Below are 25,734 nucleotides of genomic sequence, written 5' to 3' on the forward strand. Positions count from 1 at the left end.
GAACCCGTTCATGCACCCCCGCCCAGCGCCGCCGCGCCGATGACGGAGGCGTCCGCGCCGAGGGCCGCCGGGCGGACCGTCAGGCCGCGCAGCGGCGGCAGCAGCTCCGGCGTGAACGCCGCGCGCAGCGGCTCCCAGAAGAGGTCGCCGATCGCGGCGACGCCGCCGCCGACCACCACGGTGTCCGGGTCGAGGAGGTTGGCCGCGCCGCCCAGCGCCCGGCCCAGCGCGGCCGCCGCCCGGGTGATGACGCGGTGCGCCACCGCGTCCCCCGCCGCCGCCCGCCGGGCGACCTCGCGCAGATCCGGGTGGGCGGTGTCGCCCGCCTCGTGCGCATAGGCGGCGGCGATGGACGGGCCCGCGGCGACGGACTCCAGATGGCCGGGCCGTCCGCAGGAGCAGATCCGCTCGCCGCCGGCCGGGACGTGCCCGATGCTGCCGGCGACGCGGTGGTTGCCGTGCCGCAGTGCGCCGTCCACCACCAGGGCGCCGCCGATGCCGGTGCCGATGGCCGCGAACAGCGCGCTGCCGGAACCGGCGGAAGCAAAGGAACCGGCGGAACCGCCGGAGCCAGAGCCGGGCCCGCGGCCCGCGGCCAGCGCGCCCCAGCGCAGCTCGCCCGCGGCCAGCGCGATGGCGTCGTTGTCGGCGGCCACCGGCACCCCGAGCAGCGCGCCCAGCCGCGGCGCGATCTCGGTGCCCTGCCACTCCGGGAGCAGATCGGTCGCGGAGAGCACGGTGCCGGTGTCCGGGTCGACGACGCCGCCGGTGCCGACGCCCGCGGCGGCCGCCGTCCGGTCCGGGTCGACGGCGCGGGCCGCGTCGGCCATCGCGGCCAGCACCCCGTCGCTGCCGCGGTCCAGCGGGGTGGGCACGGCCGTCTTGGCGAGCACCCGCCCCTCGGCGTCGACGAGGGCGGCCGCGATCTTGGTGCCGCCGACGTCGACGCCGATGGTGCGCTCGTTCATGGGGAGTCGGCCCTTCGGGACGCGGGCGGAAGGATCTTGCCGCGACCCTAACAGGGCCTCAGCGGGTCGGCCCCGAGCCGTAGAAGGCGGTGCAGGTGGTGCCGACGTAGTCGGTGGCGATCTCCAGCACCGAGCGCCCGTCGGTCGAAGGGACCAGCGTGGAGCTGTAGTTGGGGCAGACGTCCAGCCGGGCGTCGGGGACGGCGACGGGCGCGGGGATCGCCGTCCAGTCGCCGCTGCCGCCGCGGTCGTTGGTGAGGACCGTCTCGCCGTTGCCGGCGGCGAGGCTGCCGTCCGGGTTGGTGACGCGCTGGCCGACCAGGAAGAGCCGGCCGTGCCACTCGGCGAGGGTGGGGGTGGCGGTGAAGCGGCGGCCGTCCGCGGTGCGCGGCACGGTGCCCAGGTCGGTGGGGTCGCCCCAGTGGTCGGCGTCCGGGGAGCGGCGCAGGTGGACGAGGCAGTCGTCGGCGCCGCCGACCCCGCACACCTCGTAGGACATCACGTACGAGCCGTTGGGCATGCGGCGGACGTTGGGCATTCCGGGGCGGTTGCCCGCGTCCGGGCCGGTGACGATGGTGGCCGGGGCGGACCAGGTGAGGCCGTCGGAGGAGAGGGACTCGGCGAGCACCTGGCTGTGCGCGGGCTGCTGGGTCTCGTCCGACCAGAAGGCGGCGAGCCGGCCGCGGGCGTCCACGGCGAACTCCGGCTCCCACAGGCCGTGGGTGTTGGCGGCGACGTCGACGGTGGAGAGCGCGGACCAGGTGCGGCCGTGGTCGTGGCTGGCGTAGACGTCCAGCCGCATCCGGCGGTCGGCGGGGCCCTGCCCGACCGAGCCCGCCCACAGCAGGGTGCCGGGCGCCAGCGCGCCGACCCGGCTGGGCAGTTCGAACAGGGTGGTGCAGCAGAGGCCCTGGGCGGCGGCGGGGTCGTCGACGCGGCCGATCTGCTGGAAGGTGGCGCCGTCGTCGTGGGAGGCCCAGACGCTGCCGTAGGGGGAGGTGGGGGAGAACGCGGTGTCCTGGGCGACGATCGTGCCGTTGGCGGCGCCGGAGTGCTGGAGGCGCACGGCCCGCGGGTACATCCCGGTGTCGGAGGAGAGCGCGGTGCGGGTGCTTGCGGGCGCGGTGCTCGCGGGCGTGCTGCTCGCGGCCGCCGCGGTGCGCGGCGCGGCGTGGCCGGGGAGGGCGAACCCCACCAGGCACGCCAGCGCCAGCACCGCGGCGCCGATCATCCGTCGGATCGTCACGTCTGTTCTCCCGTCGTCTCGTTGGACCCCCGTGCCCCGTGTTCAACGTTGTAGATGGAAGCGGGGCACGGGCTGCGCGTCAAGACGGCGGACGGGGCTCAGGTGGTGAAGTAGTGGCCCTTGTCGAGGTCCTCGATCAGGCCGGGCTGCTCGGGGCGCCAGTCCAGCAGCTCGCGGGTGAGCGTGGCGGAGGACGGCTGGTCGAGCGAGGCGATCATGCTCAGCCAGCCGAAGTGCTCGGCCGCGTCGGCCGGGTCGACGGAGGCCGTCGGCAGGTCCAGGTGACGGCCGATCACCTCGGCGATCTCGCGGAGCGGCACGCCGTCGTCGCCGATCGCGTGCAGCGGCGACCCGGCCGGCGCGTGCTCCAGCCCGAGGCGGGCCAGGCGCGCGGCGTCCAGGCGGTGGACGGCGGGCCAGCGCTGGCTGCCGTCGCCGATGTAGCCGGAGACGCCCTTGGCGCGGGCCGTCGCGATCAGCATGGCGACGAAGCCCTGGTCGCCGTCGCCGTGCACGGTGCGGGGCAGCCGCAGCACCGAGCTGCGCACCCCCCGGTCGGCGAGGCGCAGGGTGAACTCCGCGTTGGCGCCGCGCGCCTGGGCGGGGTTGTCGGTGAGGTCGGCGTCCGGGTCGATGTCGTGTCCGTCGCGCTCGGTGGTGACTGTGCCGGGGGCGGCGGGCGTCCCGGAGGCGACCACGAGCGGGCGGTCGCTGCCGGCCAGGGCGTCGCCGAAGGCCTCGACGGCCGCCCGGTCGGACCGGGCGGCGGCGGCGAAGCCGCCGGTGAAGGCGACGTCGTGGCGGAACGCCAGGTGGATCACGCCGTCCGCCTCGGCGGCGGCGCGGCGCAGCATGTCGGTGTCGTCGAGGCTGCCGCGGACGACGTCGGCGCCCGCGGCGGTGAGCGCGGCGGCGGAGTCGTCCGAGCGGGCGAGGCCGGCGACCTGGTGGCCGGCCGCGAGCAGCTCGGGGACGACGGCGGAGCCGATCCAGCCGGACGCGCCGGTGACGAATACGCGCATGAGGGTCCTCCAGAGAAGCAGGCGATCTTTGATGTCAGCGACTGACATCGTCTGCTTCGACTGTAGCGCATGATGTCAGCGACTGCCATCACGTACGATCGGCGTATGGGTCGATGGCAGCCGAACGCGCGCGGGCGCCTGGAGCAGGCGGCGCTGGAGCTCTACCGCGAGCAGGGCTTCGAGCGGACGACGGTCAAGGAGATCGCCGCGCGCGCCGGGCTGACCGAGCGCACCTTCTTCCGCTACTTCGCGGACAAGCGGGAGGTGCTCTTCCCGGACGCCAACCCGCTGCAGGAGCTGATCCTGGCGGCGCTCGCCGAGGTGCCGGCGGACGTCGCGCCGATCGACGCGGTATCGCGGGCGCTGCAGGCCACCGCCGAGCGCGCCTTCGAGGGGCGGCGGGGCTTCGCCCGGCAGCGGCAGTCGGTGATCGCCGCGCACGAGGGGCTGCGCGAGCGGGAGCTGGTGAAGCTCGCGTCGATCACCGAGGCGCTCGCGGAGGCGTTCCGCGGGCGCGGCGTCGCGGAGCCGCGGGCGAGCCTGGCCGCGGAGGCGGGATCGGCGGTCTTCGGCGTCGCGTTCCGGCGCTGGATCTCCGGCCCGGAGGACCCGGCGGACGCCCCTGACCTGGCACGGGAGATCCGGGAGTGCTTCGCGGAGCTGAAGGCCGCGGCGGCGGAGGGCGACACGATCTCCCGGTAGGCGCCGAGGTGTTGGAAGATGTTCGGCGGCGTTCGGGGGGTGGACGCGGAGATCAGGTGCGGGCATGCTGGCTCGGAGTGCGTGCGGGTCGAGCCGGCTGTTGCCACCCGTATGACAACGCTGTCATGACCGTCTGAGCCGACAACCCTTTCAGTGCCGCAATCCCACGAGGGGACCTTTCGTGTCCGAGAAGATCCGTGTCCGGGTGTGGTCCGAGCACACCGCGCCCAAGACCGTCTACCCCAACGACATCAACGGCGCCGTCGCCGCCGGCCTCTGCGGTGACATCGACCTGGCCGTGAAGACCGCCGAGCTGATGGACGAGGGCGACGGCGTCACCGAGGCCGACCTCGCCGCCACCGACGTCCTGGTCTGGTGGGGCCACATGCTGCACCGCCGGGTCGGCGACGACGCCGTGGAGCGCATCGTCGCGGCCGTCCGCGACCGCGGGATGGGCTTCGTCGCGCTGCACTCCTCGCACATGGCCAAGCCGTTCACCGCGCTGATCGGCGACGACGGCCGGCTGGGCGGCGTGGAGCTGGACGCGGGGCGCGAGCACGTCACCGTCACCGACCCGGACCACCCGGTCGCCAAGGGCGTCGGCGACTTCGTGATCCCCAAGGAGGAGAGCTACCACGAGGAGTTCGGCTGCGGTAAGCCGGACGCGGTGGTCTTCCGCAGCCGCTTCGACAACGGCCAGGAGTTCCGCAGCGGCACGGCGTACACGGTGGGGGCGGGGCGGGTCTTCTACTTCCGTCCCGGCCACGAGGACTATGTGACGCTGTACCAGCCGGAGGTCCAGAAGGTGATCCGCAACGCGGTGTACTGGACGGCCAAGCGCGAGCTCTGAGACCCGCCTCGGGTTTGCGCAACAGCGCCGCGGGGTGCGAGGTTCGTGGGCGGGTGGCCGCGCCGTAGTGGGTCACCCGCGCGGTTCCCCGCGCCCCTGGCTCCGGAAAGGTGGTCCGCCCCCTCATGCGACTGATGCTGGTGCGCCACGGTCAGACCACGTCCAATCTGCTCAAGGCGCTGGACACCGAGGCGCCCGGCGCGGAGCTGACGGAGCTGGGGCGGGAGCAGGCGGAGGCGCTGGTCGCGCGGTTCGCCGGCGAGCGGGTGGACGCGGTGTACGCGTCCGTGCTGCGGCGCACCCGGGCGACCGCGGCGCCGCTCGCGCGGGAGCGCGGGCTCACGGTGGCGGTCCGGGAGGGCCTGCGCGAGATCAGCGCCGGCGACCTGGAGATGAACGCGGACGACGAGTCCGAGGAGCTCTACATCAAGACCGCCATGGAGTGGGCCCGCGGCCGCACCGGGCTGCGCATACCGGGCGGCGAGAGCGGCGCGGAGATGCTCGGCCGCTTCGACGCGGCGGTGGCCGGGATGGCCGGGGCCGGCGCGTCCGCGGTCGTCGCGGTGAGCCACGGCGCGGCGATCCGCACCTGGGTGGCCGCGCGGGCGGGGAACATCGATCCGGACTTCACGCTGGCCAACCCGCTGCGCAACACCGCGGTGGTCGTCCTGGAGGGCGGCATGGCCGCCGGCTGGACGGCCGTCGACTGGGACGGATCCCGCCCGGCCGGATGAGCACGAGGCGGCCCCGCGCCCCTGGTTCGAGGGGCGCGGGGCCGGCCCGCGCGTCAGGCCTTGTTCTCGCCCGCGGGGAGGCTGCGGTAGGAGTCCTCCGGGGCCTTGTCCGCCTTGCCGCTGCCGGAGGACGACTCGGGCTTGAGGTTCTTGCGCACCGAGTCGAGGATCGTCAGGCCCTGTCCGACCAGGCCGGCGGCGATCTCGCTGAGGCCGTCGGTGCCGTTCAGGACGTTGACGTTGGCGCCGCGCAGGCCGTCCGCGGCCTTCTCGACGATCTGCGGCAGCTGCTCGATGAGCATCCGGTCCAGGGCGACGCGGTCGTTGGACGCGGCCGCCTCCGCCTGGATCCGCATCCGGTCGGCCTCGGCGGTGGCCAGCACGCGGATGCGCTCGGCGTCCGCCTCGGCCGGCTTGATCACCTCGGCCTGGAGCTGCTGCTGCCTCAGCTCGGCGGCCCGCTGGGCCAGCTCGGTCTGGGCCTGCAGCACCTCCTGCTGGGCGTGCGCCTGGGCGAGCGGCCCCGCCTGGGCGGCCTTCGCCTGCGCCTGCTCCACCTGGGCGTTGTACTCGGCCTGGACGACCGCGGTCTGCCGGGTGAACTCGGCCTGCTTGCGGGCCGACTCCTGCTCGGCCTCGGCGGAGGCCTGCCGCGCCTGGGCCTGGGCGATCTGCGCCTGCCGCTGGATGGCGGCCTTGTGCGGCGCGGACATGGCGTCGATGTAGCCGGTCTTGCCGTCGTCGATGGACTGGATCTGCAGGGAGTCGACGGTGAGGCCGATCTTGGCCATCTCGGACTTCGAGGTGTCCAGCACCTCGGTGGCGAGCTTCTGGCGCTCGGTGACGATCTCCTCGACCGTCATCGAGCCGATGATGGAGCGGAGGTGGCCGGCGAAGATCCGACCGGTCAGGATCGACATCTGGTCCTGGTCGGAGAGGAACCGCTGGCCGGCGTTGACGACGCTGTCGTCGTCGTTGCCCACCTTGAACGCGATCACAGCGCGCACCGTCAGGGCGATGCCCTGCCTGGTCACGCAGGTCTCGGCGACCTCGGCCTCGCACATCGCGAGGGTGAGGTAGCGGACCTTGCGGAAGAAGGGCAGTACGAACTTGCCGTGGCCGGTGACCACCCGGAACGGCGCGTTCTTGATGCGTCCACCCGAGATGAGCATCGCCTGGTCTGGGGCGGGAACGCGGTAGCCGAACATGGGCTTCTCTTCTCTTCGGTCTTCAGTTAGGTAGGAGCGGCTGGATCGTCGACGTCCTCGCCCCAGGCGATGACATCGACCTCTCGGGCGCCGCGGGATTCGACCACGAGCACCGTCGAGCCCTTCGGCAGGGGCTGTTCCGACCAGGCGAGAAAAGCTTCGGAGCCGCCCCGGACGCGGACCAGCACCTCGCCTGGCCCGACGGTGCCCCGGGTGGCGTGGAGCAGGATCCCCGTCAGGCCGATCACGGCCTCGTCCGCCATGGACTTCGACCCCCTGTCGCTTTGACGTTGCAAACGACGACACTAGCGCGGGGCGCGGTTCCCGTGCAGGTGGCGGGGAGGTTCGGGCGTGTGCCGGAGAAGAGGGGGGCGGCGCCGGGACGGCGTCAGCCGCGGCCGGCGAGCAGGCCGGTGGTGCGCCAGACCGCGCGGCTCGCGGGGCCGTCCAGGACGCCGGTCTCGTCGAAGAAGGCGACGAGCTTGGCGGCGGAGGCGCGCAGCGTCTCGCGGCGGTGCGGGCTGCGGCGCGCCTGGGCCATCGCGGCCTTGGGGTCGATGCCGCATTCGGCGTAGGCGCGGGGGCTGATCAGGGTGCGCATCACCACCCGGGCGATCTCGGCCGTCAGGCCCCGGACGTACGCCTTCTCGGCGCGGCCGGCGGTCAGCATCTGGCGGCGCAGCTCCTCGCGGGCGTAGCGGACGTGCCGGGACTCCTCGATGACGTGGATCCGGGTTACGCCGCGCATCAGCGGCTGGACGCGCTCGTCCGGGAAGACCAGGCGCTGCATCCAGTCGAGGATCTCCTCGCAGAGCAGCGTGCCGGTGAAGGAGCCGGGGGTGGTGGAGAAGGACTTCAGGAAGCGCGCCAGGTGGTGGTCGACCGTGGTGGGCCCGTAGAGGGGGGTGTCCAGGGTGGTGATCAGCCGGGCGAACATCTTGGAGTGCCGGCACTCGTCGGCGATCTCGGTGAGGGCGTAGCGGGCGTGGCCGCTGGTCGGCGCGTGGTCGTAGATGTGCCGCAGGAGCAGCTGCATCAGGATCGTCTCGAACCAGATGCCGGCGGCCGCGATGGAGGACGCCTCGTGCTTGGAGAGCAGGATGCGCTGCTCCTCGCTCATCCGCCGCCACAGCGGGGTGTCGTAGAGGGAGACGAGCTCGGGCGGCCAGTACCAGAGGCCGTCGGTGAAGGGCGCGTCCCAGTCCAACTCCTTGTCGGGATCGAAGGAGTGGCGGTCGGAGGCGGCCAGCAGGCGCGTCGCGACCTCCTCGCGGTCGCGCAGCGCGGCTGCCGGACCGGTGGCGGTGGGGGAAGCGGTGCTGCGTGCCGTGGGTGCCATGGGAAGACCCTCCCGGGGGGAGATGCGACGGCTCTGCACTCTGCGTTCTACTCATCAGTAGACAAGGGTGCGGAAGGGCCGTCAATCCCCTGGGAGGGTTCTCATTGGACGCCGTGTCAACGACGCACGTCAGCTGTTACCCGATGAGCTGGACTTCTTCGAACTCTTGGTCTGGGGAAGGGACTTGCAGTACGTCTTGACGCCCTTCAGGTCGGTCTGCTCCTTGAGCGCGTCCGTGTGCGAGTGCTGCGCGCGGTTCAACTCGTCGGTAAGGAACGTCGCCACCGCGGTGTGCCCCGCGGACTTCGCCGCGCTGATGCGCTTCTGGAGGTTGGCGATCTCGCCGTGCCGCTTGCCGTTCTTGGTGCCGTCCAGGCGGCGCAGCTCCAGCTGCAGCCGGCGGCGGGTGACCGGCATGTTGCGGCACAGCCGGCGCGAACCGTCCTCGGTCTTCGCCGACTTGGACGTCGAGCCGGAGGACGAGGAGGACACGGCCGCCGCCGCGGTGGCGGCGTGCGACGTGCCGGTGTCGGCGTTGGCCGCCGCCACACCGACCGTGGCGCCCCCCGCCACGGCGACGGCGACCGCGACGCCGAGCGCCGCCTTGCGGGTCCGGGTCAGGCCGGACAGCCTGTGCATGGTCTTCATGGACCCGAAGTTAGGGGTCCGCCTTGTGGATTCTTTGTGGGCAGCCGGACCTCCATGCGCGCGCCCGGCAAAGGCGCCGCCTCCGCCGCCCGGACGGTGCCGCCGTGCAGCGCCGCCTGCTGGGCGGCGAGCGCCAGGCCCAGGCCGGAGCCAGGGCTTCCGGTTCGGCGGCGGAACCGCTCGAAGACCGTCTCGCGCTCGGCGGGCGGGATGCCGGGCCCGGCGTCCTGCACCACCAGCACGGCGTCGCCGCCCTCCTGGCGCAGCGTCACGGTGATCGGTGGGCGGCCGTGCACCAGGGCGTTGCCCAGCAGGTTGTCGACGAGGATGCGCAGCCCCGGCTCCCAGGCCGGCAGCGTCAGCTGCTCCGGCAGCTCGGCGCGCACCTCCACGCCGGGGCAGCGGCGGCGCAGGTCGGCGACGGCCGCGTCCACCGTCTCGGCGAGGTCGGCGGGGCGCAGCGCGGCGGTGTCGACGAGCTCGCCGCGGGCCAGGGTGCGCAGCGCGGTGAGGGTGGCGTCGATGCGCTGGTGCTGCTCCGTCAGATCGGCGACGATCTCGGCGTGCTCGGCTTCGGAGAGCCGGCCGGTGCCGGCTGCGGCGAGCACGTCCAGGTTGGGGCGCATGCTGGCCAGCGGGGTGCGCAGCTCGTGCGCGGCGGCGGAGGCGAACGACCGGGCCGACTCCAGGGCCTGGGCGGTGCGGCCGGCCTGGGCGTCGTAGCGGGTGAGGATGGCGTGCAGCACGGCGGCCAGCTCGTCCACCTCGGCGACGCCGGTGCGGCGCTGGGCGAAGGAGGCCGACGCCCCCGAGAGCGCCGTGGGGTCGAGGGCGGCGGTGCGGTCGCGCAGCCGCCGCAGCGGGACGGCGGCGCGCCGCGCGACCAGCAGCGCGAGCAGCGCGGAGGCGGGGGCGGCGCCGGCCGCCGTCCAGAGCACGGCGGTGCGGACGCCGTCGATCTGCCGGTCCACCGCGCGGTTGGAGGAGTAGACGGTGAGCTCGGCGGGGCCGCCGTCCTGGGGGTCGGCGATGCGGCGGGTGCGGGTGCGCCAGCCGGCGGTGTGCACGCTGCCGTCGGCGGGCTGCGGCCCGTCCGCGGCGCGCACCGTGCCGTCCGGTCCGGTGAGGCGGACGCCGATGTCCAGGGCGGCGCCGTAGAGCTGGCGGAAGGACTTGCGGGCGGCGGCCGGGCGGGCGGTGTCCTGGGCGGCGAGCAGGCCGCGGGCGGCCGGCACCAGGGCGGTGATCCGGTCGCGCAGCTGCCGGTCGGCCTGGGCGCGCAGGTCGTGGGCGGCGATGGTGAGGACGGTGAAGCCGGCGCCGAGGACGAGGAGCGGGACGAGCACGGCGGTGGCGAGCGCGAGCCGGGTGCTGAGGCGGAGGTTCACGGGCGGGGGCCGCCCGGGTTCCCGGGCTCGCCGTACCGTTCCGCCTTGGGCTCGCGGAGGACGAAGCCGACGCCGCGGACGGTGTGGATGAGGCGGGGGCGGCCGTCCGCCTCCAGCTTGCGGCGCAGATAGCTGACGAAGGTGTCGACGACGTCGGTGCGGACGTCCATCTCGTAGCCCCAGACGGCGTCCAGCAGTTGGCCGCGGCTGAGCACCAGGCCCGCGTTGCGGGTCAGGTGCTCCAGGAGGTCGAACTCGCGGCGGGTGAGGGTGAGGGGCGCGCCGTCGCAGGTCGCCTCGCGGGCGGCGGGGCGGAGCGCGAGGGGGCCGAGGCGCAGGGACTCGCCCTCGGCGGCGTTGGCGGCGGACGCGTCGGCGGCGTCGGCGGTCCGGCCGGAGCGGCGGAGCAGGGCGCGCAGCCGGAGCGTCAACTCGCTGAGGGCGAAGGGCTTGACGAGGTAGTCGTCGGCGCCGGCCTGGAGCCCCGCGACGCGGTCCTCCAGCTCGTCGAGGGCGGAGAGCATCAGCACGGGGATGTCGTCGCCGGCGGCGCGCAGGGCGCGGCAGACGGCGGCGCCGGACTCGTCGGGGAGGCAGACGTCGAGGACGAGCACGTCCGGCGGCGGCTCGGCGCGGCCGGCGTGGTCGGCGGCGACGGGGTTGCCGGCGAGGGCGGCCTTGGCGGTGCGGGCGTCCACGGCGAGGGTGACGGCGAAGCCGCCGAGGCGCAGGCCGCGCTCGAGGGAGCGGCGGATGGCGGCGTCGTCGTCCACGACGAGTACCCGGGGCGTGTCCATGTCGGTAGCAGAGCGCGGGACCGGTGAAGGCCGGGTAAGGAGCGTGTCGGCGAGGCGGTCAGGCCGGGTCCCGCTCGGCTGCTCCGGCCCGCGCGGTTCCCCGCGCCCCATCGGGGCACGCGTTGCCGGACGGTCCGGACGGTCCGGACGCGGGCTCAGGTCAACCGGACCGTCACGGACGGGTCCTCCGTCACATGGCCCGCGACCTCGGCGCGGCCCTCGCCGGCCGGCCGCGCGTCGAGCAGCGAGCCGGCGCCCTGGCGGACGCGGACGGGGCGCCCGACCAGGTCCGCCAGGACCATCGCCGCGGAGCCGGTCGCCTCGTCCTCCGGTGTGCCCACCGCCGAGGAGAAGTTGCGGGCCCGCACCGTCCCCGCCGCCTCGTCCTCCCACGCCCACACCAGCCGCCGGGTCGGCGTCCCCGCGTCCGGCACCGGCAGCGCGTCCACCTCCGCCGGCGAGCCGAGCTGGACGTACTCGCGCTCCGGGCAGTCCGCGAGCGCCCCGCGGATCCACACCCGGCCGTCCGCCTCCCGCCCGGCGGCGACCTCGCCCGCGAGCCGCGGGCGGAGCACGTCGATCGGCGCGCCCTTGAGGCGTCCCAGCAGCCAGGCCGCGCCGACCGCCGGGTGCCCGGCGAGCTTCATCTCGTCCGCCGGGTGGAAGATCCGGATCGCGTTGGCGGCGACGTCGTCGACGAAGACCGTCTCGGCGAAGCCCAGTTCGGCGGTGATCCGCGGCCCCAGCTCGGAGGGCAGGCCCGCGGTGTGCAGCAGCACGCCGAGGGGGTTGCCGTGCCGGCCGTCCGCGTCCGTGAAGACGCGCAGGACCAGCGCGGTGTACTCGGCGGGGGAGTGGGGGGAGGCGGGGTCGGCGGCGCTCGTCATGACCCGATCCTAGTGCGGTGATCACTCTTGTCGGTTGACGGCATGTTTGAAACGCTTGCGCGCATGACGCAGAGCCGAACCCTGCCGCCCGTGCCTCTCGGACCGGCCGGCAACCGCACCCGGAAGACCCTGGTCGTCGGCATCGACGGCACCCTCTTCGACCGGGTGCGCGACGCCGACGCCCCGACGCTCGCCGGCCTCGCCGCCGACGGGCTGCTCTCCGAGTGGCTGCTGCCCTACGACAGCACCGGCGGCAGCGCCAACACCGAGTCCGGCCCCGGGTGGTCGAACATCGCCACCGGCGTGTGGCCGGACAAGCACGGCGTGCTCCACAACGGCTTCGACGGCAAGCGGTTCGACAAGTACCCCGACTTCCTCACCCGGTTGAAGGCCGCCGACCCGGAGGCGTCCACCTTCGCCGTCGCCAACTGGTCGCCGATCCTCACCGAGCGCGAGAACGGCCCGATCTTCTCCCCGGCGGTCGACGTCCGGGTGGACGGCGGCCGCGCCTGCGACGCCGGCGAGGACGCGCTCTGCACGGCGCTCGCCGCGCGCTACCTGCGGGAGCAGAACCCGGACGCGGCGTTCGTCTACATCGGCCAGGTCGACGAGATCTCCCACGGGCTCGGTCCGGACTCCGACGAGTGCCTCACCGCGATAGGCAACGCCGACGCGCATCTGCGGGAGCTGCTCGACGCGCTGCGGGCGCGGCCGACGTATCCGCAGGAGGAGTGGCTGGTGCTGGTCACCACCGACCACGGCCACAAGCCCGGCGGCGGCCACGGCGGGCCGACGCTGCCCGAGCGCTCGGCATGGGTGGTGGCGCACGGCCCGGGCATCCCGGCGGGGGCGGTGCGCGACGACGTCCGCCATGTCGACATCCTGCCCACCGTGCTGGACTGGGCCGGGGTGGCCGTCGACCCCGCGTGGGACCTGGACGGCCGCCCGCTGCGGGAGTTCGCCGGGGTGTGAACCGGGTTGGGTAGCCTGGCGGGATGAGTGATGATCACCAGGCTGCCGCCGGGGCCGTGGAGGCCGTGCTGTTCGACTTCTCCGGGACGCTGATGCGGATCGAGCCGGGGGAGGCGTGGGTCTCCGCGGTGCTCGCCGATGCCGGCCTGGACGTCCCCGAGGCCGAGCGGGTGCGCTGGGCCCGGCTGGTGGAGGGCGCCGGGGGGCTGCCGGGCGGGGCGATGCCGTCGTCCGTCCCGCCGGAGCTGGAGCGGCTGTTCGCGGAGCGCGACCTGGACGCGGAGCGGCACCGCGCGGCGTACAGCGGGCTGGTGCGGGCGTCGGGCTGGCCGTGGCCGGAGCTGGTGGACGCGCTCTACGAGCGGCACATGACGCCGGCGGCGTGGCGCCCGTACCCGGACGCGGCGGCGACGCTGGACGCGCTGCGGGCGGCGGGCGTGCGCACCTGCCTGATCAGCAACATCGGGTGGGACCCGCGGCCGGTGCTGGACGCGGCCGGGCTGCTGGAGCGGCTCGACGGGGTGGTGGCGTCCTTCGAGGAGGGCGTGCAGAAGCCGGACGCGAAGCTCTTCGGGATCGCCTGCGAGCGGATCGGCGCGGACCCGCGGCGGACGCTGATGGCGGGGGACAGCGCGGGCGCGGACCGCGGTGGGGAGCCGCTGGGGATCCGGACGTTCCTCGTCGAGCCGCTGCCGGTGGAGGAGCGGCCCGACGGGTTCGCGGACCTGCGGGCGTTCGCGGCGGCGCGGGCCGCCTGACGGAGGGTCAGCCGCCGAGGAGTCCGCCGACGACGCCGGTGACGGTGTCGACGGTGCCCGTGAGGGTGTGCGTGACGGCCCCGAGGAGGCCGGTGCCGGTGCCGGTGCCGCTTCCGGAGCCGGTGCCGCTTCCGGTGGAGCCCGAACCGGACGAGCCCGAACCGGAGGAGCCCGAACCGCTGCCGGAGCCTGATCCGGAGGAACCGGAACCGCTCGACGAGCCTCCGGAGGAGCCGGTCTTCGTCCCGGTACTCCCCGAGCCGCCGGACGAGCCGGATGAGCCGGATGAACCGGATGAACCGGTGGAGCCCGTCGATCCGGTCACCGTGGTGCTGCCGGACGCCGAGGCCGGCGGGAGCGAACGCGACCGCGGCTTCTCGGCGGAGGCCTGCGCGGCGGTCCCGCCGGACTTCCGGGTGGCGGTGGACGCCGAGGCGTCGTGGTGCCGGGCGGCGACGGTGCGCGCCGGCAGGTGCGTCGGCGAGGCCGCGTGGTGCGGCGGCTTGGCGGGCCGCGGGTCGCCGCCGCCGCCCCGGCCCGGCTGCGGGTCGGCGGGGACGCTGCGCGACGGGGCGGGACCGGCCTCGCTGGGGCGGCCCGTGTGGTCCTCGTGCGTCAGCAGCCCGGCGCCGCCGACGCCGGCGGCGACCACCGTCGCGGCTATCAGGGCGATGCGACGGCGTCGGTCCCGTGCCGCGGCGGCGAGCAGGCGGTCGGGCGCGTCGTTCATGGTCGGTCAACTCCCCCGGTTGACGGTGCGCACGGCTGTCCTGTGCGCGTCGCGGCCTCCGATTGTGCGCGGCCCCGCCCGCCACGCCGAGACCTCACGCATATTCCCCCCGACTTTCGGCCACGCGCCCCGCCCGACCGCCGCGCGTTCGCCGGAGGCGGCCGGCGGCGTGTCGGGTGATGCTGATGGTGCGTCGGGTCGCGACGGTGCCCCCGGACGCTGTGCATTCGGGGGCACCGGCGGGGCGGGGCGGGCTAGTTCTTGATGCCGAGGAGGTTGTCGAACCAGGTGGAGACCGGGTCGCTGTGCTCCTGGGTGGTGCCCGAGGAGGAACCGGAGGGCGAGGGCGACGCCGTGGACCCCGTCGAGGAGGACGGAGCCGGGGTGGAGGAGACGGTGCCGCTCGCCCGGGTGGTCGCCGTGGTGTTCTTCGTCGCGGGGGCGGCCGCCTTGCCCGTCGCCGTCCGGGACGGCGTCGCGCTCGGGGTCGGCCGCGTCGCCGTGTGCCGGGAGTCGTACGCCGCCGCCTGCGGGGCGTACTGGTGCGGGCTCGTCGACTTGCCGTGGCCGGCGGTGTGCGACGGCGATCCCGCGCCCTCGCTCGTCGGCGAGGTGTCCGTCGGGAGGTCGGGCGCGCTCGCCGCCGGCTGCTGCGCCGACGCGCGCTGCTGCCCCGACGGGCCGCCGCCGAGGCCGAAGAGCGCGGTGAGCCCCGCGCCCAGCGCCACCGCGGCCGTCGCGCCCAGCGCGACCGGGCCCTTGCGGCCCGAGCGGGAGCGCCGGTGGGCGCCCTTCGCCTGCAGGCCCAACTCGTCGGCCGCGCCGACGAGGTGGCCCGTCCCGGTCCCGGTGACGGTCGCCGCGGACGGGTCCGGCAGCGCCGGCACCGGCCGGATCGGCGTCGCCGGCCCGTCGCGGAACAGGTCCAGGTCGGAGTCGAGCGGACCCTCGGGCGGGTCCTCCCGAAGTCGCGGAAAATCCGGTATGCCCGACTTGTTGGCGCGTTGCGGCACCGCGGGCAGCCGCGGCACCGGCAGCTCGGACGTCGTCGCCGCGTCCTGCGACGCCGCGCCCGCGGCACCCGCGGACGCCCGCTCCTCCGGCGTGCACGCGCAGGCGCGCGCGCCGGCGGGCAGCGGGCCGGGGCCGATGAACAGCCCGCCCGCGTCCGGCAGTCGGCCTCCGCAGCGGGTACACGTCCCGGCGTCGCCTGGTATCTCGCTCATCCCCCTCATCCCCTTCACCTCTCGGTGAGCCGACCCCCCGTGTGACGGTCTGTCGTTCTTCCGGTTTGAGTTGTCCGAGTTGCTTGACGTACCGCAGGACCGTACAGGAACACCGCCCCTCCCGCCGACCCCGAGGGCACCTCGGTGTCTGTGGCGCATGACACGATGGCCGATATGGGACTGGAGAAGAACGCCGCAAAGGTGATCGACCAGCTGTGGGCCCGCATCGCCGCCCATGACTGGGCCAAACTGGGCGAACTGCTCGCGCCCGAGCTGGTGGTGGAGTGGCCGGTGAGTGCCGAGCGCATCGAGGGGCCGCGCAATTTCGTCGCCGTCAACTCCGAGTACCCGGAGGGCTGGTCGATACGGGTGCTGCGGATCGTGCCCGCGCCCGACGGCGAGACGGTCGTCTCCGAGGTGGAGGTCCCGCACGAGGAGCTGGGCGATTTCCGGGCGGTCTCGTTCTGGACGGTCCGCGACGGCCTGGTCGTCGCCGCCCGCGAGTACTGGACGTCCACCGGCGCCGACCCCGTCCCGGAGTGGCGCACGCCCTACACCAGCCGCGTCGCCCCCGAGTGAGCCCGGTTCCGAGCCCCGTTCCGAGCCCCGTCCCCGGCCCGCCGCCGGCGGGCCGTCAGCTCGGCAGCGTCACCGGGTCCTTGCCGGCCGTCGCCTGGCGGTAGACGGCCTCGGCGGCGTCGCCGACATAGGCCGCGTACGAGGTGTCCGGGTTGCTGCCGCCGGTCTCCCAGCCCCCGATCACGCCGATGATCTTCCCGGTCCGCCCGTTGAACCCGGCCATCCACGGGCTGCCGCTGGTGCCGTCGTCGTAGCCGGCGCAGCCGATCCTCAGGAAGTCGTCCTGGAACGGCACCGCCGTGCCCGTGCAGCTGCGGGCCCGCCCCTCGTAGACGGAGTAGCCGACGAGCTGCACCTGGTGGTCGGTGTGCCCGGCGTTGAAGTCCATGGTGTTGGCGCCGACCACGTTCTCCACGTTCCGGCCGTCGAGGCCCGGCCCCACCTCGGCGAAGCCGATGTCGTAGGGGGCGCCGTCGACATGGCCCAGCTTCAGGTAGCGGGGGTCGATCCAGGTCCGCTTGAGGTTCACCGGGAACGCCCCGAACGGCTTCTGGCCCTGGTGGTACTGCGGGACGAACGCGTAGTGGCCGTGCCGGTCCGGGTTGTCCAGGCAGTGCGCGGCGGTGACGATCAGGTTGCGGCCGGGGCTGTGCACCACGGAGGCCGTGCACTCGCCGGCGTCCGAACTGATGCCCGAGTCCCCGACGTTGGTTCCGGTCATGAAGAGCCGGCCCACCACCGGGATCCCGTCGAACGGCGTGCTGCCGGCGATGCCGCCCGAGGCGGTGCGCGTCCCGTGGCTGCCCTGGGCGCCGTCCTGGCTGTCGCCCGTCTCGCCCGTGTCGTCCGTCATCCGGGCCGCCGTCCAGTAGCGGCTGGCCGCCTGCGCCGTCCAACTGCCCAGGCCCGGCGTGATCCTGCCGGGCGGCGGGGCCGCGGAGTCCGCCGAGGGGGAACCGGGATCGCCGTGCCCCAGCGGCATCACCGACGAGGCCAGCGCCAGCGACAGACCGACGCCGACCACGGCCGCCGCTGCCGCCCGAACCGCCCGCCGCATCCCTCGCGTCAAACCTGATCCGCCCTTTCGGTCTCGGATTCGGTCTCGGACCGCCATCGCACCTGTTTCGACACTGTAACGGTCGCGGGTGTCGCGGCGGTGTCAAAGAACCGTCGGAAACCCGGCCCCTCCGTCGGGGCCGGGGCCCACGGGAGCGTACCGGACGGTAATGTGGCGGTCGTGCGCCACAGGAGGGACACGCCGACCATGGGAGACCTTCCCGACGCCCGCAGCCACGCCGAGGACACCTCGCCGCTGCGCATCGCCATGCTCAGCTACAAGGGCAATCCGTTCTGCGGCGGCCAGGGCGTCTACGTCCGCCACCTCTCGCGTGAACTCGCCCGGCTCGGCCACCGCGTGGAGGTCTTCGGCGCCCAGCCGTACCCGGTCCTCGACGATGTGCCCGGAGTCACCCTCACCCCGCTGCCCAGCCTCGACCTCTACCGCCAGCCCGATCCGTTCCGGACCCCGCCCCGCGAGGAGTACCGCGACCTGGTCGACCTGCTGGAGGTCGCCACCATGTGGACGGCCGGCTTCCCCGAGCCGCTCACCTTCTCGCTGCGCGCCCGCCGCCGGCTCTCCGCGATGCGGCGCGTCTTCGACGTCGTCCACGACAACCAGACCCTCGGCTACGGGCTGCTCGGACTGGAGCGGTTCGGCCTGCCGCTGGTCACCACCGTCCACCACCCCATCACCGTCGACCGCCGCCTGGACCTGGAGGCGGCCGCGCCGCACGGCTGGAAGAAGCAGCTGTCGGTGCGCCGCTGGTACGGCTTCGCGCGGATGCAGGCGCGCGTCGCCCGCCGGCTGCCGTCCATCGTCACCGTCTCCGAGCACTCCGCGGCGCAGATCCGCGACGAGTTCGGGGTGCGGCCCGAGCGCATCCACACCGTGCCGATCGGCGCCGACACGCGGATCTTCCACCCGGATGCCGCACGCACCGCCCCCGTTCCCGGACGGATCGTCACCACCTCCAGCGCCGACGTCCCGTTGAAGGGGCTGGTGCACCTGGTGCGGGCGCTCGCCAAGGTCTCCGCCTGCCGGCCGGACGCCCATCTGGTGGTGATCGCCAAGCAGCCCGCGAAGGACGGCCCGGTCGCCGCCGCCATCGCCGACCACGGTCTCGCCGACCGCATCGAGTTCCGCACCGGCATCTCCGACGAGGACCTCGGCGACCTGCTGCGCAGCGCCGAAGTGGCCTGCGTCCCCTCGCTCTACGAGGGGTTCTCGCTGCCCGCGGCCGAGGCGATGGCCTCCGGCACCGCGCTCGTCGCCACCACCGGCGGCGCCATCCCCGAGGTCGCCGGCCCGGACGGCGAGACCTGCCTGGCCGTGCCGCCCGGCGATCCCGACGCCCTCGCCGACGCCCTCGGCCGGGTGCTCGACGACCCCGCGCTGCGCGGCCGCCTCGCCGAGGCCGGACGGCAGCGGGTGCTGCGCCGCTTCACCTGGGAGGCGGCGGCGCGCGGCACCGTCGAGCAGTACCGGCGGCGGATCGCGGCCGCCCGCGGGCCGCGCGCCCTCCGACGCCCCGCAGCTTCCGCTGGTTCTCCTGGTCCCGCCGGCTCCACCGGTTCCGCTGGTTCGCGCACAGAAAAGGCCCCCACGTGCTGACAGTCGACTTCGCCCGCTTCCCCGTCGCCCGGGGAGACCGTGTCCTCGACATCGGATGCGGGCAGGGCCGCCACTCCTACGAGCCGTTCCGGCGCGGCGCGCACGTCGTCGCGCTGGACCGCAACGCCAAGGACATCGCCGAGGTCAACGGCATGTTCCGGGCCATGGAGATGGAGGGCGAGCCGCCGGCCGGCGCCACCGCGCGGGCGATCGAGGGCGACGCGCTGGCGCTGCCCTTCCCGGACGCCTCCTTCGACCGCGTCATCGTCTCCGAGGTGCTGGAGCACATCCCCGACGACAAGGGCGTGCTCGCGGAGGCGGCGCGGGTGCTGCGGCCCGGCGGGATGCTCGCCGTCACCGTGCCCCGCTTCGGCCCGGAGAAGGTCTGCTGGGCGCTCTCCGACGCCTACCACGAGGTCGAGGGCGGCCACATCCGCATCTACCGGGCGGACGAGCTGGTGCGCCGCGTCGAGGAGGCCGGCTTCTCCGTCTACGCCACCCACCACGCGCACGCCCTGCACGCCCCGTACTGGTGGCTCAAGTGCGCGGTCGGGGTCGACAACGACAAGGACCCGCTGGTGACGGCGTATCACAAGCTGCTGGTCTGGGACATCATGAAGAAGCCGGCCGCCACCCGGGTCGCCGAGCAGCTGCTCGACCCGCTGATCGGCAAGTCGTTCGTCGCCTACGCCACCAAGCCGCACGAGGGCGCCCGGGACGCCGCCGGCGCGGAGTGACGGACGCGATCACCGCCCCGGGCGTGCTGGGGCGGGACGCCGTGCGCGCCACCGTCCGGACCATCCTCGGCGCCCAGCGGCCCGACGGGGCGATCCCGTGGTACCGCGGGGCGCACCTGGACCCCTGGGACCACACCGAGGCCGCCATGGCCCTGGACGCCGCCGGCGAGCACCGCGCCGCCGCGCACGCCTACCGCTGGCTGGCGCGCAGTCAGAACGCCGACGGCAGCTGGTGCTCCCGCTATGTCGCCGGCCGGGCCACCGACCTCGCCCGGGAGACCAACTTCACGGCCTACGTCGCCGTCGGCGTCTGGCACCACACCCTCGCCACCTCCGACGGGCGCTTCGCCCGCGCGCTGTGGCCGACCGTGCGGGCCGCCCTGGACCACGTGGTGGGCCGGCAGCTGCCCGGCGGGGCGATCGCCTGGCGGGACGGCGTCGAGGACGCGCTGCTCACCGGCTCCTCGTCGGTGCTGCACGCGCTGCGCTGCGGGCTCGCCCTCGCCGACCGCCTGAACGACCCGCAGCCGGACTGGGAGCTGGCCGCCGAGGACCTCGCCGCCGCGCTGCGCCGCGGCGCCGCCGGGCCGCCCGGCAGCGGCGGGTTCCTGGCCAAGTCCCGCTTCTCGATGGACTGGTACTACCCGGTGCTCGGCGGGGCGCTGCGCGGCGCCGAGGGGGCGGCCCGGCTGGCCGCGGACGGCGCCGACTGGGAGCGGTTCGTGGTGCCCGGCCTGGGCGCGCTGTGCGTCGACGACCAGCCGTGGGTGACGGGCGGCGAGAGCGCCGAACTCGCCCTGGCGCTGTGGTCGGTGGGGGAGGCGGACCGGGCGGCGGAGGTGTGCGGCTGGATGCAGCACCTGCGGCACGCGGACGGCTCCTACTGGACCGGCTACGTCCACCCCGACCGCGCCTTCTGGCCCGACGAGCGGACCACCTGGACGGCGGGGGCGCTGCTGCTCGCGCTGGCGGCGCTGGGCGGCGACCCCGCCGTCGGCGCGGTCTTCGGGGCGACGGCGGGGGCTGCCGCGGCCGGGGCCGCTGCGGAGGGCGCGGCGAGCGCGGAGGGTGCGGCGAGCGCGGAGGGTGCGGAGACGGCCGCGGCCCGGCCCGCCGTCCTGGGTGAGGACGGGGCGGACCGGGCCGACCGGACGCTGGCGGGGCGTCAGCCCCGCTGAATCCCGGCGGTGTTGTGCAGCAGACCGCGCTGCTTGCTGCCGTTGGACTGGTCCTCCACCAGCAGCGACGCACCGCGCTGCTCCAGCGCCAGGTGCCAGACGCCCGGCTGGAGCTGCGCCACCGGCGCGCCCTGGGCGCCGCCCTCGGCCATCAGCGGACGCGGGTCCGGCACGGCGAACCAGAACGGCGAGAATCCGCCGGCGCCGCCGCCCGGCTGGGGCTGCGGGGTCGGCGCGGGCGCTGGCTGCTGGTCCTGCGCCTGCTGGCCGTGCTGGCCCTGTTGGCCGTGCTGGCCCTGCGGCCCGAACGGGGCCGGCTGCGGCAGCGGCTCGGTCTGCGGCAGGCGCTGCGTCTCCGGGTGCTGGCCCGGCATCGGCTGACCGGGCTGGCCCGGCTGCTGCCCCTGCTGCGGGTAGCCGTAGCCGCCGCCCGGCTGGCCCGGCATCGGCTGGCCGGGCTGGCCCGGCTGCTGGCCCTGCTGCGGGTACCCGTACGCGCCGGGCATCTGGCCCTGCGGGCCGGGCTGGCCCGGCTGGCCCTGCTGCGGGTAGCCGCCGAACGCCTGCGGCTGCTGCGGCTGCTGGGGCCGGTCCGCCGCGAGCGGGAGCTTCAGCGCGGGCACCATCGGCGTCGCCACCGCTGCACCGGCGAGCACCAGCGACATCAGGAGCACCAGGTACGAGCCGAAGCCGTGCGAGGCCCCGCCGCCCAGCTGCCCCCACAGCGCGGCCCAGAAGACCGAGACGCAGAAGGGGATGCCCCACTGGTCCAGCTTGAGGCCGGCGAAGACCTTGTCGCGGGCGCCGGGCGCGGCGTGGCCGAAGACGATCAGCGCGGCCCCGGCGAGGCCGAGCAGCACGACGGACTGCACCAGGGGGAAGAGCCCGGAGTGCCACAGGTTCACGCTGGCGCTGCCGACGCTGTAGTACGGGAAGAAGGAGAAGATCAGGAGCAGCACGGCGGCCGCGGCCACCGCCGCGTCTCCCCTGTTGAGCGTGCGAGGGTTCACAGGTCGTCCCCAGTAGGTTCGTGTTCGTCGTAGTGATCGCGCATATCGGTTTTTTCTACCGGTTCGCCCGGGCGGACGTCCAACGCGATGGGAGGAATGCCGGGAACGCTCAACCCGTGGACCGGGTGAGGAAAGCGGTGAGCCCGGAGGCAACCCCCTCTGCTGCTTTCTGACGCCAAACCGGGCTGGTGAAGTTCCGTGATTCGGTCGCGTTTCGCATGTTTCCGCACTCCAGGAAGACCTTGGGGACCGTGGAGAGGTCGAGCCCGCCCAGGTCGGTGCGCGTCACCAGGCCCGAGCCGTCGCCGATGTAGTTGGCGGGCGAGCTGCCGGTCGTGTGCGCGAACGCCGCGCGGATGTCCCTGCCCAGCACGCCGGAGGGGGCCAGGATCGGGCCGGTGTTCGCCACCGAGGAGTGCACCCGGCCGGGCAGGATGACGTGGAAGCCGTGGGCGCCGGCCGCGTTGCTGCCGTCCGCGTGGATGGAGATCGCCGCGTCCGCGTGCGCCTTGTTGCCGATCGCCGCGCGCTCGTCCACGCACGGCCCCCAGGAGCGGCCGCCGTTCTGGGTGAGCACCACCTTGGCGCCCGCCGCCTCGAGGATCTTCTCCACCCGGCGGCTGACGTCGAGGGTGAAGCTCGCCTCGGAGTAGCCGCCGTTGGTGGAGGTGCCGGTGGTGTCGCAGGGCTTCTTGCCGTCGCCCATCTCCACCAGCTTGTTGATCTCGGTGGTGTGGTCGGCGTTGTGGATGTTGTGGCCGGGGTCGATCACCACCGTCCTGCCGGCCAGCGGCCGGCCCTTGGACGCCGAGTCCGAGGCCGGGCCCGAGTCCGAGGAGGACGGCGAGGGGGAGAGGGAGCGGGAGGACGGCCGGGGGGACGCGGACGCCGAGTGCGGGCGGGCGGCGGAGCGCCCGTCGCCGCTGCTGGCCTTTGCGGTGCCGCTGCCGCCTCCGCAGCCGCCGAGGGCGAGCGCGGCGCCGGCGGCGAGCGCGGCGGCGAGCAGGGTGCGAGGGCGTGCGGTTGTGGGGAGCGCGGGTTCGGGGTGCGCGGCCGGATCGGCCGCGACGGCCGCTCCGGCTGGTGTGTCCTCAGATCTCATCCTGCGTCCTTGTGGGCTGACCGTACTGCTGAGCGATCGGGTTCCACTCGGCGGTGAAGGTCTGCTTCGCCGCGGTGGCCGAAACGCTCGCGGTGTTCGCCCGGTTGTAGCTTGCGGTGTGCGCCGTGCTGCCGGAGGAGCAGCTGTTCTGCACCTCGCCGGCCCAGGCAGCGTAGCCGCGGTCGGCGGACGCCGAATTCTGCCAGGCCGCACGGAGGTCGGCGGCCACCTTGGCCCCGTTGGGCAGCTTGTCCGTCCGCAGCTTGCCGAGATCGCGGACCAGCCCGTCGCGCTGGGTGGCCGCCTGCTGCAGCTGGGTCTGGGCCGCGGAGACGGTGGACGGGGAGGCGCAGGCGTCCACGTCCCGCACGGCGGAGACCACCTGGCCGCGGGAGGAGGAGCTGCGGTCCAGCAGGGCGCTGAGCGCGGCCGCCTGGCCGGCGGCGGTGCCGCCGCCGTCGGTGGCGGAGGGGCTCGCGCTGCCGGAGTCGGAGGCGGTTCCGCTGGATCCGGTGGAACCGCTGGAACCGGTCGAGGCGGACGTCGACGGGGAGTTCTGCGCGGAATTGCCGGATTTGGGCGACGGGTTGAGCAGCAGTACCGCGGCCACGCCGACGCCGGCGCTGAGGATGAGCACCAGCGCGATCAGCAGCCAGCGCGGCATCCCGCCACCGCCGCGCGGGCCGGAGCCGCCGTCCGCGGGCCCCAGTGGCTGGTACGGCGGTTGCGGTTGAGGCTGTGGTTGCTGTTGTTGCGGCTGCTGTTGCGGTGGCGGCTGGGGCTGCTGCCGCGGCTGGGGCGGCAGCGGGACGCCGGACTGGGTGGCCTCCTGGTGCACCCCCGGCGGCATGTTCGGCGACGTCGTCGGCGGCCCCTGCGTCGGCGGCGTGCGCGGCGCCTCGCCCGGGGGACGCATCACCCAGCCGCCCGCGCCGTTCCGCGCGTGCGGATCCCACTCGGCATGCGGCCGGTCCTGCCGGTCGTCGCCCCCGCTCATGTCCCGTCCCCCCTCTTCGCGTTCACAACGTACCGCGCGCGCGGCGGCCGGGGCGCCCGGATTCGATCAGACGCGCCGCAGGATCCGCAGCGAGCCCTCCCGGCCGGCCTCCTCGAAGCGGCCCGACTCGACGGCGCGCAGCCAGATCCGGTAGGGCGCCTGGCCGCCGTCCGCCGGATCGGGGAAGACGTCGTGGATCACCAGCAGCCCGCCCGGGGCGAGGTGCGGCGTCCAGCCCTCGTAGTCGGCGGCGGCGTGCTCGTCGGTGTGCCCGCCGTCGACGAAGACCAGGCCGAGGGGGGCGCCCCAGAGCGCGGCGGCCTGCGGGGAGCGGCCGACCAGGGCGAGGACGTGGTCCTCCAGGCCGGCGTGGTGGAGGGTGCGGCGGAAGGCCGGGAGGGTGTCCATCAGGCCCACGTCGGGGTCGACGAGGGACGGGTCGTGGTACTCCCAGCCCGGCTGCTGCTCCTCCGAGCCGCGGTGGTGATCCACCGTCACGCAGAGCACGCCGGCCGCGCGGGCGGCGGCGGCGAGCAGGATCGTGGACCGCCCGCAGTAGGTGCCCACCTCCAGCAGCGGCAGGCCCAGCCGGGCGGCGTCGACGGCGGCGCGGTGCAGCGCCTCGCCCTCCTCCACCGGCATGAAGCCGGGCGCCGCAAGGAAGGCGCGGCGGATGTCGTCCTCGATCTCAGCGGTCTGGTGCGCAACCATGGGCACCATGGTGACTGGTGAGACGGACGGGACCGGCTCCGGCCCCCTCGATGCCCTCGTGTCGATCACGGACTATCTGACGGCCCATACGACGATGACCGTCGCCTACGCGGACGCGGACGGTCCCCAGGCCTGCGCCGTCCAGTACGCGCTGGAACCGCGCGAGGGCGACGGGGTGCCGCTGCTGCGGTTCGTCTCGGAGGCCACTACCCGGCACGGCGCGGCGTTCGAGCCGGGCGCGGCGGTGGCGTTCACGGTCCAGGACGACGGCCAGCAGTGGACGTCCCTGACGGGCATCCAGGGCACCGGCACCGTCCGCGTCCTGACGGGACCGGAGCACGACGCGGCCTACCACCACTACCTCGCCGCCTTCCCCTTCGTCGCCGCCTCCGACCCCCTCCGCGAGGCCCTCGCCCGCAGCGACCTCTTCGAACTCACCCCCACCTGGCTCCGCCTCATCGCCAACGCCCACCGCTTCGGCCACAAGGAAGAATGGCCCACCCCGAGGTAGCGGCCCGCGCCCGCCGCGCCGGTTCCGGCGAGACCGGTGGCCGCGCCGCCGGCTGCGCCCGCCCCGCCGCGATCATCGCCGCAGCGCTCGGCTCGGCGCAGCGGCATCCGGCTCGCCGCGCGACCTGCCGGTCGGCGGGCCGAGGCGCCGCAGCGCCCACCCGTCACGATCCACGCCGCGACACAACGCCGACCGCGTCACGCTTCCGTCGCGCCGGGTCGCCTGCCGCCGCCGGGCCGGTGCGCCGCCGCGTCCGGGCACTCCGCGCACGGTCGCGCCGCCGTCCGTCGCGCTGCCGTCTGTCGCGTGCGGCCGGGGGCCTGCCGGGGTGTCGGGGTGTGGCGGGGTGTCGGCCTCGGCGTTCGACCGGGTCGTGCGTGTCGCCCTGCTGGCGGCCGGGCTGGGCGCTCGGCGGGTTGTGCGGGGTTGCCTGCCGCCGCGTCGGGGCGCTCCGTGCACGGTCGCCGCGCCGCCGTGCGGCGCGTGCGGCGCGTGCGGCCGGGGGCCTGCCGGGGTCTCGGTTCGTGGCGGGGTGTCGGCCACGGCGTCCGACCGGGTTGCGCGTGTCGCCCTGCTGGCGGCCGGGCCGGGCGCTCGGCGCGTTGTGCGAGGTTGCCTGCCGCCGCGTCGGGGCGCTCCGTGCACGGTCGCCGCGCTGCCGTCTGTCGCGTGCGGCCGGGGGCCTGCCGGCGCGTCGGGTCGTGGCGGGGTGTCGGCCTCGGCGTCCGACCGGGTTGCGCGTGTCGCCCTGCTGGCGGCCGGG

At 74.9% G+C, this 25,734-nt stretch carries 27 protein-coding genes; 10 read left to right on the forward strand and 17 right to left on the reverse strand.

Annotated features, from left to right (window positions below; translation table 11 throughout):
- Positions 1–8: 8 nt before the first annotated feature.
- The 3 genes from BIV57_RS06955 to BIV57_RS06965 all read right to left on the reverse strand — a co-directional run bounded on the left by BIV57_RS06955 (position 9) and on the right by BIV57_RS06965 (position 3,236).
- A complete protein-coding gene (locus tag BIV57_RS06955; protein ID WP_071655784.1) occupies positions 9–968 on the reverse strand; it encodes an ROK family protein in 960 nt (319 codons plus the stop codon).
- A gap of 58 nt (positions 969–1,026) precedes the next feature.
- Positions 1,027–2,214, reverse strand: a complete 1,188-nt coding sequence (locus BIV57_RS06960; RefSeq protein WP_139275494.1) for a sialidase family protein — start codon at positions 2,212–2,214, stop codon at positions 1,027–1,029.
- Positions 2,215–2,312: 98 nt separating this feature from the next.
- Positions 2,313–3,236, reverse strand: a complete 924-nt coding sequence (locus BIV57_RS06965; protein ID WP_071655786.1) for an SDR family oxidoreductase — start codon at positions 3,234–3,236, stop codon at positions 2,313–2,315.
- A gap of 105 nt (positions 3,237–3,341) precedes the next feature.
- Between BIV57_RS06965 and BIV57_RS06970 the strand changes: the two genes are divergently transcribed.
- The 3 genes from BIV57_RS06970 (at position 3,342) to BIV57_RS06980 (ending at position 5,522) form a co-directional block, all read left to right on the forward strand.
- Positions 3,342–3,938 (forward strand): TetR family transcriptional regulator, encoded by a 597-nt coding sequence (locus BIV57_RS06970; protein WP_071655787.1) that lies wholly within the window; start codon positions 3,342–3,344, stop codon positions 3,936–3,938.
- A gap of 181 nt (positions 3,939–4,119) precedes the next feature.
- Positions 4,120–4,788 (forward strand): ThuA domain-containing protein, encoded by a 669-nt coding sequence (locus BIV57_RS06975; RefSeq protein WP_071655788.1) that lies wholly within the window; start codon positions 4,120–4,122, stop codon positions 4,786–4,788.
- 125 nt (positions 4,789–4,913) lie between these two features.
- Positions 4,914–5,522: a histidine phosphatase family protein gene (locus tag BIV57_RS06980; RefSeq protein ID WP_071655789.1), complete on the forward strand. Its 609-nt coding sequence runs from the start codon at positions 4,914–4,916 to the stop codon at positions 5,520–5,522.
- A 53-nt stretch (positions 5,523–5,575) separates the two neighbouring features.
- Here BIV57_RS06980 and BIV57_RS06985 read toward each other — a convergent pair whose 3' ends face one another.
- From BIV57_RS06985 to BIV57_RS07015, 7 genes are all read right to left on the reverse strand, one after another.
- Complete coding sequence (locus tag BIV57_RS06985; RefSeq protein ID WP_071655790.1) at positions 5,576–6,730, reverse strand: SPFH domain-containing protein; 1,155 nt, start codon at positions 6,728–6,730, stop codon at positions 5,576–5,578.
- A 26-nt stretch (positions 6,731–6,756) separates the two neighbouring features.
- Complete coding sequence (locus BIV57_RS06990) at positions 6,757–6,993, reverse strand: hypothetical protein (protein ID WP_071655791.1); 237 nt, start codon at positions 6,991–6,993, stop codon at positions 6,757–6,759.
- A 125-nt stretch (positions 6,994–7,118) separates the two neighbouring features.
- Positions 7,119–8,069: an AurF N-oxygenase family protein gene (locus BIV57_RS06995; protein WP_071655792.1), complete on the reverse strand. Its 951-nt coding sequence runs from the start codon at positions 8,067–8,069 to the stop codon at positions 7,119–7,121.
- A 129-nt stretch (positions 8,070–8,198) separates the two neighbouring features.
- Positions 8,199–8,717, reverse strand: coding sequence for a hypothetical protein (locus tag BIV57_RS07000; protein WP_071655793.1), 519 nt, complete (start codon positions 8,715–8,717; stop codon positions 8,199–8,201).
- Positions 8,714–10,105: a sensor histidine kinase gene (locus BIV57_RS07005; protein WP_071655794.1), complete on the reverse strand. Its 1,392-nt coding sequence runs from the start codon at positions 10,103–10,105 to the stop codon at positions 8,714–8,716. The genes BIV57_RS07000 and BIV57_RS07005 overlap by 4 nt, the downstream gene beginning before the upstream one ends.
- Positions 10,102–10,902 carry a response regulator transcription factor gene (locus BIV57_RS07010; protein WP_071655795.1) on the reverse strand — a complete coding sequence of 267 codons (801 nt, stop codon included), beginning with the start codon at positions 10,900–10,902 and terminating at the stop codon, positions 10,102–10,104. The genes BIV57_RS07005 and BIV57_RS07010 overlap by 4 nt, the downstream gene beginning before the upstream one ends.
- 155 nt (positions 10,903–11,057) lie before the next feature.
- Positions 11,058–11,789 carry a PhzF family phenazine biosynthesis protein gene (locus tag BIV57_RS07015; protein WP_071655796.1) on the reverse strand — a complete coding sequence of 244 codons (732 nt, stop codon included), beginning with the start codon at positions 11,787–11,789 and terminating at the stop codon, positions 11,058–11,060.
- Between the two features lie 90 nt (positions 11,790–11,879).
- Between BIV57_RS07015 and BIV57_RS07020 the strand changes: the two genes are divergently transcribed.
- Both BIV57_RS07020 and BIV57_RS07025 read left to right on the forward strand, forming a co-directional pair.
- On the forward strand, positions 11,880–12,761 hold the full coding sequence (locus BIV57_RS07020; RefSeq protein WP_071655797.1) for an alkaline phosphatase family protein: 882 nt from the start codon (positions 11,880–11,882) through the stop codon (positions 12,759–12,761).
- A gap of 23 nt (positions 12,762–12,784) precedes the next feature.
- Positions 12,785–13,519 (forward strand): HAD family hydrolase, encoded by a 735-nt coding sequence (locus BIV57_RS07025; RefSeq protein ID WP_071655798.1) that lies wholly within the window; start codon positions 12,785–12,787, stop codon positions 13,517–13,519.
- A gap of 7 nt (positions 13,520–13,526) precedes the next feature.
- On the opposite strand, the gene BIV57_RS24955 is transcribed toward BIV57_RS07025, so the two are convergent.
- Together BIV57_RS24955 and BIV57_RS07035 are read right to left on the reverse strand one after the other, a co-directional pair.
- The gene (locus BIV57_RS24955) at positions 13,527–14,249 is read right to left on the reverse strand and encodes a hypothetical protein (protein ID WP_071655799.1); all 723 of its coding nucleotides are present in this window, start codon (positions 14,247–14,249) and stop codon (positions 13,527–13,529) included.
- Between the two features lie 254 nt (positions 14,250–14,503).
- Positions 14,504–15,475 (reverse strand): hypothetical protein, encoded by a 972-nt coding sequence (locus tag BIV57_RS07035; RefSeq protein WP_071655800.1) that lies wholly within the window; start codon positions 15,473–15,475, stop codon positions 14,504–14,506.
- 174 nt (positions 15,476–15,649) lie between these two features.
- Between BIV57_RS07035 and BIV57_RS07040 the strand changes: the two genes are divergently transcribed.
- Entirely contained in the window at positions 15,650–16,054 is a 405-nt protein-coding gene (locus BIV57_RS07040; protein ID WP_071655801.1) for a nuclear transport factor 2 family protein, read from the forward strand.
- 55 nt (positions 16,055–16,109) lie between these two features.
- Here the strand turns inward: BIV57_RS07040 and BIV57_RS07045 are convergent, their stop codons facing one another.
- The gene (locus BIV57_RS07045) at positions 16,110–17,111 is read right to left on the reverse strand and encodes a trypsin-like serine peptidase (RefSeq protein WP_139275497.1); all 1,002 of its coding nucleotides are present in this window, start codon (positions 17,109–17,111) and stop codon (positions 16,110–16,112) included.
- A gap of 207 nt (positions 17,112–17,318) precedes the next feature.
- Between BIV57_RS07045 and BIV57_RS07050 the strand changes: the two genes are divergently transcribed.
- Genes BIV57_RS07050 through BIV57_RS07060 form a run of 3 tightly spaced genes read left to right on the forward strand, consistent with a single transcriptional unit; the run spans position 17,319 to position 20,640 of the window.
- On the forward strand, positions 17,319–18,725 hold the full coding sequence (locus BIV57_RS07050) for a glycosyltransferase family 4 protein (RefSeq protein ID WP_071655803.1): 1,407 nt from the start codon (positions 17,319–17,321) through the stop codon (positions 18,723–18,725).
- Positions 18,719–19,462 (forward strand): class I SAM-dependent methyltransferase, encoded by a 744-nt coding sequence (locus tag BIV57_RS07055; protein WP_071655804.1) that lies wholly within the window; start codon positions 18,719–18,721, stop codon positions 19,460–19,462. Before BIV57_RS07050 ends, BIV57_RS07055 begins: the two co-directional genes overlap by 7 nt.
- Positions 19,459–20,640 (forward strand): prenyltransferase/squalene oxidase repeat-containing protein, encoded by a 1,182-nt coding sequence (locus tag BIV57_RS07060; RefSeq protein WP_071655805.1) that lies wholly within the window; start codon positions 19,459–19,461, stop codon positions 20,638–20,640. The genes BIV57_RS07055 and BIV57_RS07060 overlap by 4 nt, the downstream gene beginning before the upstream one ends.
- On the opposite strand, the gene BIV57_RS07065 is transcribed toward BIV57_RS07060, so the two are convergent.
- The 4 genes from BIV57_RS07065 to BIV57_RS07080 all read right to left on the reverse strand — a co-directional run bounded on the left by BIV57_RS07065 (position 20,628) and on the right by BIV57_RS07080 (position 24,460).
- The gene (locus BIV57_RS07065) at positions 20,628–21,650 is read right to left on the reverse strand and encodes a hypothetical protein (protein WP_071655806.1); all 1,023 of its coding nucleotides are present in this window, start codon (positions 21,648–21,650) and stop codon (positions 20,628–20,630) included. The genes BIV57_RS07060 and BIV57_RS07065 overlap by 13 nt on opposite strands.
- 109 nt (positions 21,651–21,759) lie before the next feature.
- Positions 21,760–22,752, reverse strand: a complete 993-nt coding sequence (locus tag BIV57_RS07070; protein WP_079170090.1) for an N-acetylmuramoyl-L-alanine amidase — start codon at positions 22,750–22,752, stop codon at positions 21,760–21,762.
- Positions 22,742–23,749, reverse strand: coding sequence for a hypothetical protein (locus BIV57_RS07075; protein ID WP_139275499.1), 1,008 nt, complete (start codon positions 23,747–23,749; stop codon positions 22,742–22,744). The genes BIV57_RS07070 and BIV57_RS07075 overlap by 11 nt, the downstream gene beginning before the upstream one ends.
- A 66-nt stretch (positions 23,750–23,815) precedes the next feature.
- Positions 23,816–24,460 carry a class I SAM-dependent methyltransferase gene (locus BIV57_RS07080; protein ID WP_071655808.1) on the reverse strand — a complete coding sequence of 215 codons (645 nt, stop codon included), beginning with the start codon at positions 24,458–24,460 and terminating at the stop codon, positions 23,816–23,818.
- Positions 24,461–24,467: 7 nt separating this feature from the next.
- Here BIV57_RS07080 and BIV57_RS07085 point away from each other — a divergent pair, with 7 nt between their 5' ends.
- Positions 24,468–24,971 (forward strand): hypothetical protein, encoded by a 504-nt coding sequence (locus BIV57_RS07085; protein ID WP_071655811.1) that lies wholly within the window; start codon positions 24,468–24,470, stop codon positions 24,969–24,971.
- Positions 24,972–25,734: the final 763 nt, after the last annotated feature.

Source organism: Mangrovactinospora gilvigrisea (assembly GCF_001879105.1).
In the GTDB taxonomy this organism is placed as follows: domain Bacteria; phylum Actinomycetota; class Actinomycetes; order Streptomycetales; family Streptomycetaceae; genus Mangrovactinospora; species Mangrovactinospora gilvigrisea.

Excerpts from the sequence above, each read along its gene's own strand:
- BIV57_RS06955 (WP_071655784.1), bottom strand. The coding sequence starts at position 968 with ATGAACGAGCGCACCATCGGCGTCGACGTCGGCGGCACCAAGATCGCG.
- BIV57_RS06965 (WP_071655786.1), bottom strand. The coding sequence starts at position 3,236 with ATGCGCGTATTCGTCACCGGCGCGTCCGGCTGGATCGGCTCCGCCGTC.
- BIV57_RS06970 (WP_071655787.1), top strand. The coding sequence starts at position 3,342 with ATGGGTCGATGGCAGCCGAACGCGCGCGGGCGCCTGGAGCAGGCGGCG.
- BIV57_RS06980 (WP_071655789.1), top strand. The coding sequence starts at position 4,914 with ATGCGACTGATGCTGGTGCGCCACGGTCAGACCACGTCCAATCTGCTC.
- BIV57_RS06985 (WP_071655790.1), bottom strand. The coding sequence starts at position 6,730 with ATGTTCGGCTACCGCGTTCCCGCCCCAGACCAGGCGATGCTCATCTCG.
- BIV57_RS06990 (WP_071655791.1), bottom strand. The coding sequence starts at position 6,993 with ATGGCGGACGAGGCCGTGATCGGCCTGACGGGGATCCTGCTCCACGCC.
- BIV57_RS06995 (WP_071655792.1), bottom strand. The coding sequence starts at position 8,069 with ATGGCACCCACGGCACGCAGCACCGCTTCCCCCACCGCCACCGGTCCG.
- BIV57_RS07000 (WP_071655793.1), bottom strand. The coding sequence starts at position 8,717 with ATGAAGACCATGCACAGGCTGTCCGGCCTGACCCGGACCCGCAAGGCG.
- BIV57_RS07010 (WP_071655795.1), bottom strand. The coding sequence starts at position 10,902 with ATGGACACGCCCCGGGTACTCGTCGTGGACGACGACGCCGCCATCCGC.
- BIV57_RS07015 (WP_071655796.1), bottom strand. The coding sequence starts at position 11,789 with ATGACGAGCGCCGCCGACCCCGCCTCCCCCCACTCCCCCGCCGAGTAC.
- BIV57_RS07025 (WP_071655798.1), top strand. The coding sequence starts at position 12,785 with ATGAGTGATGATCACCAGGCTGCCGCCGGGGCCGTGGAGGCCGTGCTG.
- BIV57_RS24955 (WP_071655799.1), bottom strand. The coding sequence starts at position 14,249 with ATGAACGACGCGCCCGACCGCCTGCTCGCCGCCGCGGCACGGGACCGA.
- BIV57_RS07035 (WP_071655800.1), bottom strand. The coding sequence starts at position 15,475 with ATGAGCGAGATACCAGGCGACGCCGGGACGTGTACCCGCTGCGGAGGC.
- BIV57_RS07040 (WP_071655801.1), top strand. The coding sequence starts at position 15,650 with ATGGGACTGGAGAAGAACGCCGCAAAGGTGATCGACCAGCTGTGGGCC.
- BIV57_RS07045 (WP_139275497.1), bottom strand. The coding sequence starts at position 17,111 with ATGCGGCGGGCGGTTCGGGCGGCAGCGGCGGCCGTGGTCGGCGTCGGT.
- BIV57_RS07050 (WP_071655803.1), top strand. The coding sequence starts at position 17,319 with ATGGGAGACCTTCCCGACGCCCGCAGCCACGCCGAGGACACCTCGCCG.
- BIV57_RS07070 (WP_079170090.1), bottom strand. The coding sequence starts at position 22,752 with ATGAGATCTGAGGACACACCAGCCGGAGCGGCCGTCGCGGCCGATCCG.
- BIV57_RS07075 (WP_139275499.1), bottom strand. The coding sequence starts at position 23,749 with ATGAGCGGGGGCGACGACCGGCAGGACCGGCCGCATGCCGAGTGGGAT.
- BIV57_RS07080 (WP_071655808.1), bottom strand. The coding sequence starts at position 24,460 with ATGGTTGCGCACCAGACCGCTGAGATCGAGGACGACATCCGCCGCGCC.
- BIV57_RS07085 (WP_071655811.1), top strand. The coding sequence starts at position 24,468 with ATGGTGACTGGTGAGACGGACGGGACCGGCTCCGGCCCCCTCGATGCC.